We start from the raw sequence: 10,879 nt of genomic DNA, 5'->3' as shown, positions 1-10,879 counted from the left end.
TGTGGTAAGAACCTTCTTCCAGTATAAGGGTTTAAACGTAAGAAAGAGACAGGGCACCCTGGAGGTGCCCTGTTTGTTGTAAGGAAAAGTGACGTTAGTCTGCGTCGTAGCCTAAATTCGGTGCCAGCCAGCGTTCTACCTCTGACACGCTCATGCCTTTACGCTGGGCGTAATCTTCAATCTGATCGCGCTGAAGCTGCGCGACGGCGAAGTACTTGCTGTCCGGGTGGCTGAAGTACCATCCGGAAACGGACGCGCCCGGCCACATGGCAAATGACTCGGTGAGCTTCATGCCCGTATGCGCTTCTACGTCCAGCAGTTTCCAGATAGTGCCCTTCTCGGTATGTTCCGGGCAGGCCGGATACCCCGGTGCCGGACGAATGCCCTGGTAGTTTTCACGGATCAGCTCCTCGTTGCTGAGGTTCTCATTCGCCGCGTAGCCCCAGTACACCTTACGTACGCGTTCGTGCAGGTATTCAGCAAAGGCTTCCGCCAGACGGTCGGCAATCGCTTTCACCATGATTTTGTTGTAATCATCATGCTGTGCGTCGAACGCATCCGCCAGCGCATCTTCTTCCAGACCCCCGGTGACGGCAAACGCGCCGATATAGTCGGCTTTCCCACTCAGCTTCGGCGCAACAAAATCCGCCAGGCAGTAGTTGGCAAAGCCCACTTTCTCCGTTTGCTGGCGCAGGTGATGGCTCACGGCCAGCACGTGGGTGCGGGTTTCATCGCGATAGATTTCCACGTCGTCGCCCACGCGGTTTGCCGGGAACAGGCCCACCACGCCGCGCGGATTGAGGGCTTTCTCTACGCTCAGCCTGTCGAGCATGTCGTTGGCATCTTTAAACAGGCGTTTCGCCTCTTCGCCTACCACCTCGTCTTCCAGGATGCGCGGATATTTGCCCGCCAGCGACCAGGTCATAAAGAACGGCGTCCAGTCGATGTAGTTGCGCAGCGTCTCGATGCTGGCGACCACCTCCTGCACGCCCAGACGGTGCGCGACCGGCGGGGTGTAGCTTGCCCAGTCAAAGGCCAGGTCGTTATCGCGCGCGGCGGCGAGCGTCACCGGCGGCGTACGCGGTTTCTTACGGCCGTGCTGAATGCGGACGGTTTCGTACTCTTTGCGGGTGCGGGCGACAAACTCATCGCGCTGGGTATCGGAAAGCAGCGCGGAGACCACTCCCACGGTGCGCGAGGCGTTTTGGACATACACCGTCGGCCCACTGTAGTTTTGCTCGATTTTCACCGCCGTGTGGGCTTTCGAGGTGGTGGCCCCGCCAATCAGCAGCGGAATGGTGAAGCCCTGACGCTCCATCTCTTTCGCCACGTTGACCATTTCGTCCAGTGACGGCGTGATCAGCCCTGAAAGACCAATCAGGTCAGCGTTGACTTCGCGTGCGGTCTTGAGGATTTTATCCGCCGGAACCATCACGCCGAGGTCAATAATCTCGTAGTTATTACACTGCAACACCACGCCAACAATGTTTTTGCCGATGTCGTGCACGTCGCCCTTCACGGTAGCGATAACCATTTTACCGTTGCTGGAGCCCTTCTCTTTGCTGGCTTCGATAAAGGGTTCCAGATAAGCCACAGCCTGCTTCATGACGCGGGCGGATTTCACCACCTGCGGCAGGAACATCTTGCCCTCGCCGAACAGATCGCCGACCACGTTCATGCCGTCCATCAGCGGCCCTTCGATCACCTCAATCGGGCGGGCTGCCTGCTGACGCGCTTCCTCGGTATCCTGCTCGATGAACTCGGTAATCCCTTTCACCAGCGAGTATTCCAGACGCTTTTTCACGTCCCAGGCGCGCCACTCGGCCTGCTGAACGGTGGCTGATTCATCCGACTTGCTGCCGCGATATTTCTCCGCCAGTTCCAGCATGCGTTCGGTGGCGTCGTCGCGGCGGTTAAGGATCACGTCCTCGACGGCGTCGCGCAGCTCCGCCGGCAGATCGTCGTAAATCGCCAGCTGGCCCGCGTTAACGATCCCCATGTCCATCCCGTTGCGGATGGCGTAGTAGAGGAACACGGCGTGGATCGCCTCACGCACCGGGTCGTTACCACGGAACGAGAACGAGACGTTCGACACGCCACCGGAGATCAGCGCATGCGGCAGCTCGCGTTTAATGTCTTCACACGCGCCGATAAAGTCCTGGGCGTAATTGTTGTGCTCTTCAATACCGGTCGCGACGGCGAAGATGTTCGGGTCGAAAATGATGTCTTCCGGCGGGAAGTCCACCTCTTCGGTCAAAATCTTGTAGGCGCGGCGGCATATCTCAATTTTGCGCTCACGGGTATCGGCCTGGCCCACTTCATCGAAGGCCATCACCACCACGGCGGCCCCGTAGCGGCGCACCAGCTTCGCGTGGTGAATAAAAGTATCGACCCCTTCCTTCATCGAAATGGAGTTGACGATGCCTTTACCCTGAATGCATTTCAGCCCCTTTTCGATGACGTCCCATTTGGAGGAGTCAATCATGATTGGCACGCGGGCAATGTCCGGCTCACCGGCAATGAGGTTGAGAAAACGCACCATCGCCGCTTCGGCGTCGAGCATCCCCTCGTCCATGTTGATATCAATAATCTGCGCGCCGCTCTCGACCTGCTGGCGGGCGACGTCCAGCGCTTCGCTGTACTTCTCTTCTTTGATCAGGCGCTTGAATTTTGCGGAACCGGTAACGTTGGTACGTTCACCCACGTTCACAAACAGGCTGTCGTCGCCGATGGTCAACGGCTCAAGGCCGGAAAGGCGACAGGCAACCGGAAGCTCGGGCAGCTTGCGCGGCAGCAGCCCGTCCACGGCGCGGCTCATGGCCGCGATGTGCTCCGGCGTGGTGCCGCAGCAGCCGCCAACGATGTTCAGGAAGCCAGACTCGGCCCACTCGCGGATTTGCGCTGCCATGGTGTCGGCATCCAGATCGTATTCGCCAAACGCGTTCGGCAGACCGGCGTTCGGATGGGCGGTGACGTAGCATTCGGCGATGCGCGAAAGCTCCTGCACGTACTGGCGCAGCTCGTCTGGCCCCAGCGCGCAGTTCAGGCCGAAGGAGAGGGCTTCAGCGTGGCGCAGCGAGTTATAGAAGGCTTCGGTGGTCTGGCCGGAAAGCGTGCGCCCCGAGGCGTCGGTGATGGTGCCGGAAATCATGATCGGCAGGTCAATGCCCAGCGCCTCGAACTCCTCTTTCACCGCGTAAATCGCGGCTTTGGCATTGAGGGTGTCGAATACGGTTTCAATCAGGATCAGGTCGGAACCGCCTTCCACCAGCGCTTTAGTAGACTCACGATAGGCGGCCACCAGCTGGTCGAAGGTGATGTTACGAAACGCCGGATCGTTTACGTCCGGTGAAATTGACGCGGTGCGGTTCGTCGGGCCAAGCACCCCGGCAACGTAGCGCGGTTTATCCGGGGTACGGGCGGTCCATTCGTCGGCGCAGGCGCGGGCGAGCCTGGCCGCCTCAAAGTTGATCTCCGCCGACAGGGATTCCATCTGGTAATCCGCCATGGCGATGGTTGTCGAGTTGAAGGTGTTAGTTTCAACAATATCCGCCCCCGCTTCAAAGTAGGCGTTGTGGATATCCCGGATGACGGACGGTTTGCTCAACACCAGCAGGTCATTGTTTCCTTTCAGGTCACAAGGCCAGTCGGCAAAGCGCTCGCCGCGGAAATCGTCTTCGCTCAGACGATAGCCCTGGATCATGGTGCCCATGCCACCGTCCAGCACCAGAATGCGTTCATTTAACTGCGCACGCAGTTGCTCTACTTTGCTGCTCACACTTGCTCCCGACAACGCTCAACATGGCCAAAAGGCTGCGTTCCATACTGGCATAATCTCGCAGGGCCGAAAAGCCACACGGCGGGAACATGAGACATGTTCACCATCACTCCTCCGATCAGTCAGGAAAGCGGTTGCAAATTCACCAAATAAAACGAAAATGATTTCCACGATACAGAAAAAGGAGTTCGTCATGGTTACGACCGTTCCCGCTAAACGCGGCAGAAAACCTGCTGCAAACCCTGCCGCACAGCCCGGTGGACAGGTTCAGTCCCTGACCCGCGGCCTGAAGCTGCTGGAATGGATAGCCGAATCGCATGGTAGCGTGGCCCTGACGGAGCTGGCCCAGCAGGCTGGCCTGCCGAACTCCACGACCCACCGTCTGTTGACGACCATGCAGCAGCTGGGTTTCGTGCGTCAGGTGGGCGAGCTGGGACACTGGGCAGTGGGCGCGCATGCGTTTATTGTCGGCAGCAGTTTTCTGCAAAGCCGCAACCTGCTGGCGATTGTTCACCCGATCCTGCGCAAGCTGATGGAAGAGTCCGGCGAGACGGTCAACCTTGCGGTGCTGGACCAGAGCGATCATCAGGCCATTATTATCGACCAGGTGCAGTGCACGCAGCTGATGCGCATGTCCGCGCCGATTGGCGGCAAGCTGCCGATGCATGCCTCCGGGGCGGGTAAAGCGTTTCTGTCGCAGCTGAGCGAAGAGCAGGTGACCGGGCTGCTGCACCGTAAAGGGCTGCACGCCTACACCCACGCCACGCTGGTGTCGCCGGTGCATCTGAAAGAAGATCTGGCGTTGACCCGCAAGCGCGGCTATTCGTTTGATGACGAAGAACACGCCCTTGGCCTGCGCTGCCTCGCGTCCTGTATTTTCGACGAGCACCGCGAGCCGTTCGCCGCGATCTCGATTTCCGGGCCAATTTCGCGCATGACCGACGATCGCGTCACCGAGCTGGGCGCGCTGGTGATTAAGGCCGCGAAAGAGGTGACGCTGGCGTATGGTGGGATTCGTTAAACCGCACACAAAACCGCTGCTTGCGGCGGTAAGCGTAAACATCTTCCACATGTCCATTTTTGATCCGCGTTTGTAGCCCGCGCCAGTAGCTGGCGTGGAACAGATCTTCATGCATCTCTTCAAATAACGGCCCGATGCGTGGGTCCGCACACAGCCAATGGCGAAACTCCTCGGGAAACACATCGCCCGGCGAAACGCTGTACCACGGCTCGCTGGACAGCTCGTCTTCCGGATAGCGCGGCGGCGGTATGTCGCGGAAGTTTACCTCGGTCATGTAACAAATTTCATCGTAATCGTAGAACACCACCCGCCCGTGACGGGTGACGCCGAAGTTTTTAAACAGCATATCGCCGGGAAAAATATTGGCGGCGGCGAGCTGGCGGATGGCGTTGCCGTACTCTTCGATGGCATCACGCAAAGCCTGGCCCTCTGACTGTTCCAGCCAGATGTTGAGCGGCACCATACGGCGCTCAATGTAGAGATGGCTAATCGCTATTTTATCGCCCAGATCGGTGATTTTCGTTGGCGCTTCCTGCATTAACAGCGACATCAGCGCCGGATCGATCTGCCCCTTATCCAGTACAAAGTTTTCAAACTCCTGGGTATCGGCCATTCGCCCGACGCGATCGTGCTCTTTTACCAGCTGATAGCAGGCGCGGACGTGGGCGGCGGTCATCTCTTTCTGCGGGGCGAAATTATCCTTAATCACCTTAAACACCCGATCGAAGCCCGGCAGCGTGAAGACCAGCATCACCATGCCGCGGATGCCCGGCGCTTCGATAAACTGCTCATCCGCCGCGGTGACATAGCGCAGGTATTCACGATAACTTTCCGTTTTGGCATGCTTCTGACAGCCGATCGCCATATACAGCTCGGCGGTGGTTTTGCCCGGCAGGATCTCGCGCAGCCACTCTACCAGGGCGGCCGGCAGCGGAGCATAAACCATGAAATAGGAGCGGGCGAAACCAAAAACGATGCTGGCCTCGGCGCTGGTGGTCAGGCAGGTATCGACAAACAGTTCGCCGTCGTCGGTACGGTGAATGGGCAGCAGAAACGGCACAATGGCCGTCGGCGTAATCAGTTTGCCCACCAGCCAGGCGGCCTTATTCCGGTAGAACAGCTCGTTAGCCACCTGCACATGGCTGCGGCTGAGCACCTCCTCGCCGTAGGTTTCACGGAGATGCGCATGGATATAGCCGATATCCCGGAGTTTGTTCTCCCACGGCAGGCGCAGCGGCAAATCCGTTAAGATGCGATGCAGGAGCTTTTCCCACCCGCGATCGGGAAAGAAATCTTTCGCCAGCGGGCGCGGAATAGTACGAAAGCGGCGCTCAGGCTGGGAGCTGAAGATAAATAACCGCTCAGGAGATAATGAGCGGTGGTCAAATAACCGGCAATAGACGGAGTTGAAAAAGCTCTCCGCAATCTCGAAGCGAGGGTAGTCGGGTAACAGATGGGTGTAACACTCTTTCACGCGCAGTAAAAATGCCGCATCCGGACTTTTACCGTCGGTAATACAACGCAGTTGCTCCACCACCAGGCCTACGTGGTGGTCATAAAGATGGATACGCTGCTTCATAGCCTGCTGAACCGCATGCCAGTCGGCATGCTCAAAGCGCTGCTGCGCGCCGGAGGTCACTTCCAGAAAACGGCCATACTGGGCGTCAAAGCCCTGAAGAATGGTTTGGGCAATCAATAATTCCAGACCACGCGACATAGATTCCCCCTCACCCCGGCCCTCTCCCCAAAGGGGAGAGGGGGAAAAATTAGAACTGTGCTTCTTCGGTTGAACCCGTTAATGCCGTGACGGAGGAAGTGCCGCCCTGAATAATCGTGGTCACATTGTCGAAGTAGCCGGTTCCCACTTCCTGCTGGTGAGAAACGAAGGTATAGCCCTCTTTTCCTGCTGCAAATTCTGGCTGCTGTACCTTCTCAACGTAGTGCTTCATGCCCTCACCCTGCGCGTAGGCGTGCGCCAGGTCGAACATGTTGAACCACATGCTGTGGATACCCGCCAGGGTGATGAACTGGTACTTGTAGCCCATATCCGACAGCTGCTGCTGGAAGCTGGCAATGGTCGTGTCGTCCAGATTTTTTTGCCAGTTGAAGGACGGCGAACAGTTATAGGCCAGCAGCTTGCCCGGATATTTCGCATGAATCGCATCGGCAAAACGCTTCGCCAGCGCCAGATCCGGCGTGGAGGTTTCACACCAGACCAGGTCGGCGTAAGGGGCATAGGCCAGACCGCGGCTGATGGCCTGTTCGATACCGGCATGCGTGCGATAGAACCCCTCGCTGGTGCGCTCGCCGGTAATAAATTCGCTGTCGTACGGATCGCAGTCAGAGGTGATCAGGTCCGCCGCATCCGCATCGGTACGGGCAATCACCAGCGTCGGCACGCCGAGCACGTCAGCAGCCAGACGCGCGGCAACCAGCTTCTGAATCGCTTCCTGGGTCGGGACGAGAACTTTTCCGCCCATATGCCCGCACTTCTTCACCGACGCCAGCTGATCTTCGAAGTGAACGGCCGCTGCACCGGCCTCAATCATCGATTTCATCAGTTCAAAGGCGTTAAGCACGCCGCCGAAACCCGCTTCCGCATCCGCCACGATCGGCAGGAAGTAATCAATAAAACGCGGATCGTTGGGCTCAATGCCTGCGGCCCACTGGATCTGATCCGCGCGGCGGAAGGTATTGTTGATCCGATCCACCACCGACGGCACCGAGTTGGCCGGATAAAGAGATTGATCCGGATACATGCTGGAGGCCAGGTTGGCGTCCGCCGCGACCTGCCAGCCGGAAAGGTAGATGGCTTCTATGCCGGCCTTCGCCTGCTGCAATGCCTGACCGCCGGTCAGTGCACCGAGGCTGTTGATATAGCCTTTTTTAGATCCCCCGTGCAGCAGATCCCACATTTTCGCCGCGCCATTCTGCGCCAGCGTACATTCCGGGTTTACCGAGCCGCGTAACTTCACCACTTCCTCTGCGCTGTACGGGCGACGGATGCCTTCCCAGCGCGGTTGAGTCCACTCTTTCTGTAATTCTTCGATTTGTTGGGTACGGGTTTTCATGTGCAGATGCTCCATATTGTTATGTGGTGAATTACGCCAGGAAGCGGTAGCCCGGCAGGGTCAGGAAGTCGATTAAGTCATCTGAGGTGGTGATTTGCTCCATCAGGCGCGCAGCGTCGTCAAAGCGCCCGCTGCTGAAGCGGTGCTCGCCCAGTTCGTCCTGGATGACCCGCATCTCTTCGGCCAGCATCTGACGGAACAGGGCTTTGGTGACCGGTTTGCCGTTGCTGAGCGTTTTTTGATGGTGGATCCATTGCCAGATAGAGGTGCGGGAAATTTCCGCCGTGGCAGCATCTTCCATCAGGCCGTATATTGGCACGCAGCCGTTGCCTGAGATCCATGCCTCGATGTACTGCACGGCGACGCGGATGTTAGCGCGCATCCCCTCTTCCGTTCGCTCGCCCGCGCACGGTGCCAGCAGCTGTTCTTCAGCCGTTGGGGCATCATCCTCGCGCATGACAAACAGCTGGTTTTTGTTGTCGCCCAGCACGCGGTTAAAGACCTCCATCGCCGTATCGGCCAGGCCGGGATGCGCGATCCACGTTCCGTCGTGGCCGTTACGCGCTTCCAGCTCTTTGTCGGCTTTCACCTTGTTGAGCACCTGATTGTTTCGCTCTGCGTCTTTGCTCGGGATAAACGCCGCCATGCCGCCCATCGCAAACGCCCCGCGTTTGTGGCAGGTCTTGATCAGCAGGCGCGAATAGGCGCTGAGGAACGGTTTATCCATGGTGACAACCTGACGATCCGGCAATACCCGGTCGGCATGGTTTTTCAGCGTCTTGATGTAGCTGAAGATGTAATCCCAACGGCCGCAGTTCAGGCCCACAATGTGGTCGCGCAGCGCATGGAGGATCTCATGCATCTGGAATACGGCAGGCAGGGTTTCAATCAGCAGCGTGGCTTTAATGGTGCCGCGCGGCAGGCTGAAGCGGTCTTCTGCGTAGCTGAATACTTCACTCCACCACGCCGCTTCCTGCCAGGACTGGGTTTTCGGCAGATAGAAATAGGGGCCGCTGCCTTTCGCCAGCAGGCTTTCGTGGTTGTGGAAGAAGTAGAGCGCAAAGTCGAACAGGCTCCCCGGAATCGCTTCTCCGCGCCAGGTGACGTGTTTTTCAGGAAGATGCAGACCGCGTACGCGGCAGATCAGCACCGCCGGGTTCGGTTTGAGCTGATAAATTTTACCGGCTTCGTTGGTGTAGCTGATGGTGCCGTTGACGGCATCGCGCAGATTAATCTGCCCGTCGATCACTTTCCGCCAGTCCGGTGCCAGCGAGTCTTCAAAATCGGCCATAAAGACTTTGACGTTGGCGTTCATGGCGTTGATCACCATTTTGCGCTCTACCGGGCCGGTGATCTCCACGCGACGATCCTGTAAATCTTCAGGAATTCCGCGAATTTTCCACTCACCATGGCGAATGGAAGCAGTTTCCGAAATAAAGCCTGGCAACTTGCCGTTATCGATTTCCTGCTGCTGATGAATGCGTGCCGCCAGCAGTTTATTGCGCTGTGGCGTAAAGCGGGTCACCAGTTCAGTCAGGAACTCTACCGCTTCGGCCGTCAAAACCTGCTGTTCTTGCTCACCATTCGGCTGGGTAAAGGTCAATTCATCGACCGTGGTTGCCTGTTGAGTCATCGTTCTGCTCCTCATCAAAGATCCAAAATCACGCCCCCAATGCGAACGAAAGATCGTTGTGTAGTTTTCGCTCAGCAGAATTAAGACTATCTATAAATTTTCCAAAATCAAAAACAATTTCCATTTTAATTTTAATTACAACGCAACTTGATGATTAATATGGAGTTAAAGTTTACTGGCATGTTGAACAGGATTTCGGAAATAAAAAAGGCACCCGAAGGTGCCTGATCTGAATAGCTGAAACGCTTTAGGATCGTTTAATGCAGACGATTACTCCAGCGTCGGATTCATGTGGCGAAGATCGTACGGCGTAATCTGGTAGACGTAATAGTTGAGCCAGTTAGTGAACAGCAGATTTCCGTGGCTGCGCCAGGTGGCTCCTGGTTTGTTTTGCGGATCGTTTTTCGGGAAATAGTTGTACGGGACATCCGGATTAAGACCCGCCTCGACATCCCGGAAATACTCTGACGCGAGGGTGTCGGGATCATACTCAGGATGGCCGGTAACGAACGCGATACGTTTGTCTTTACTGGCAAACAGGTAGGCATCGCCATCTTCCGTTTCGGCCAGAATTTCCAGGTCGGTGTAATCGCGGATCAGCTGTGCCGGGAAATCGGCATAGCGGGAGTGAGGCGCAAGGAAAGTATCATCAAAGCCGCGTGTCAGCAGCGCGTGAGGATGAAGGATGTGATGTTCATACACACCAGAAAGCTTTTCGCTACGGGTTTGCTTAGGGATGCCATAAAGAATATTGAGCGCGGCTTGTACCGCCCAGCAGACAAACAAGGTGGATGTAACGTGATCTTTTGCCCACTCCAGCACCTGCCTGATCTGCGGCCAATAGGCAACGTCATTAAATTCCACCAGACCCAGCGGTGCGCCGGTGACGATCAGTCCGTCGAAGTTCTCATCGCGGATGTCCGCAAAATTACAATAGAAGTTATTCAGATGCTCGGCGGGCGTGTTGCGTGACTCTCGTGCATCAATGCGCAGCAGCTGGATATCAACCTGAAGCGGAGAGTTTGAAAGCAAACGCAGGAACTGGTTCTCCGTTTCGATCTTCTTTGGCATCAGATTGAGGATCAGCACCTTCAGCGGGCGAATTTCCTGACCAGAAGCACGTGAAGTTGTCATGACAAAGACGTTCTCTTCACGCAAGAAATTGACGGCTGGTAGCTCGTCCTGCACCCGAATCGGCATAACCTAAAATCCTCACAGCATACGTATAAACGTTTAGACATCCAGACAGCTAACGATACCCAGAAACGGGCTTAATGTCGAGTCTGCAAGCAGAAGGTGAGAAAGTTTCAAGGAGGGGATGGTGCGGTTTGATGCCCTCACCCCGGCCCTCTCCCACGGGGAGAGGGGGAAAAATA

General features: G+C 56.8%; 6 protein-coding genes. 1 reads left to right on the top strand and 5 read right to left on the bottom strand.

Going from position 1 to position 10,879, the window contains the following annotated elements:
- Nucleotides 1–94 precede the first annotated feature (94 nt).
- On the bottom strand, nucleotides 95–3,778 hold the full coding sequence (metH, locus tag E0L16_RS21795) for a methionine synthase (RefSeq protein WP_165498437.1): 3,684 nt from the start codon (nucleotides 3,776–3,778) through the stop codon (nucleotides 95–97).
- Nucleotides 3,779–3,971: 193 nt separating this feature from the next.
- Here metH and iclR point away from each other — a divergent pair, with 193 nt between their 5' ends.
- The gene (iclR, locus tag E0L16_RS21790; RefSeq protein WP_000258962.1) at nucleotides 3,972–4,799 is read left to right on the top strand and encodes a glyoxylate bypass operon transcriptional repressor IclR; all 828 of its coding nucleotides are present in this window, start codon (nucleotides 3,972–3,974) and stop codon (nucleotides 4,797–4,799) included.
- On the opposite strand, the gene aceK is transcribed toward iclR, so the two are convergent.
- The 4 genes from aceK to metA form a co-directional block, all read right to left on the bottom strand.
- Entirely contained in the window at nucleotides 4,753–6,516 is a 1,764-nt protein-coding gene (aceK, locus tag E0L16_RS21785; RefSeq protein ID WP_131638293.1) for a bifunctional isocitrate dehydrogenase kinase/phosphatase, read from the bottom strand. The two genes, iclR and aceK, sit on opposite strands and share 47 nt — an antisense overlap.
- A 49-nt stretch (nucleotides 6,517–6,565) precedes the next feature.
- Nucleotides 6,566–7,870, bottom strand: a complete 1,305-nt coding sequence (aceA, locus tag E0L16_RS21780) for an isocitrate lyase (RefSeq protein WP_063449886.1) — start codon at nucleotides 7,868–7,870, stop codon at nucleotides 6,566–6,568.
- 31 nt (nucleotides 7,871–7,901) lie between these two features.
- Nucleotides 7,902–9,503 (bottom strand): malate synthase A, encoded by a 1,602-nt coding sequence (aceB, locus tag E0L16_RS21775; protein ID WP_131638291.1) that lies wholly within the window; start codon nucleotides 9,501–9,503, stop codon nucleotides 7,902–7,904.
- Nucleotides 9,504–9,773: 270 nt separating this feature from the next.
- On the bottom strand, nucleotides 9,774–10,703 hold the full coding sequence (gene metA, locus E0L16_RS21770) for a homoserine O-acetyltransferase MetA (RefSeq protein WP_063865536.1): 930 nt from the start codon (nucleotides 10,701–10,703) through the stop codon (nucleotides 9,774–9,776).
- Nucleotides 10,704–10,879 lie beyond the last annotated feature (176 nt).

The organism is Enterobacter quasihormaechei (assembly GCF_004331385.1).
Lineage (GTDB): Bacteria > Pseudomonadota > Gammaproteobacteria > Enterobacterales > Enterobacteriaceae > Enterobacter > Enterobacter quasihormaechei.
This window is presented reverse-complemented; position numbering and strand designations above follow the sequence as displayed.

Coding starts and splice junctions, on each gene's coding strand:
- aceB (WP_131638291.1), bottom strand. CDS start 9,503: ATGACTCAACAGGCAACCACGGTCGATGAATTGACCTTTACCCAGCCG.
- metA (WP_063865536.1), bottom strand. CDS start 10,703: ATGCCGATTCGGGTGCAGGACGAGCTACCAGCCGTCAATTTCTTGCGT.
- aceK (WP_131638293.1), bottom strand. CDS start 6,516: ATGTCGCGTGGTCTGGAATTATTGATTGCCCAAACCATTCTTCAGGGC.
- aceA (WP_063449886.1), bottom strand. CDS start 7,870: ATGAAAACCCGTACCCAACAAATCGAAGAATTACAGAAAGAGTGGACT.
- iclR (WP_000258962.1), top strand. CDS start 3,972: ATGGTTACGACCGTTCCCGCTAAACGCGGCAGAAAACCTGCTGCAAAC.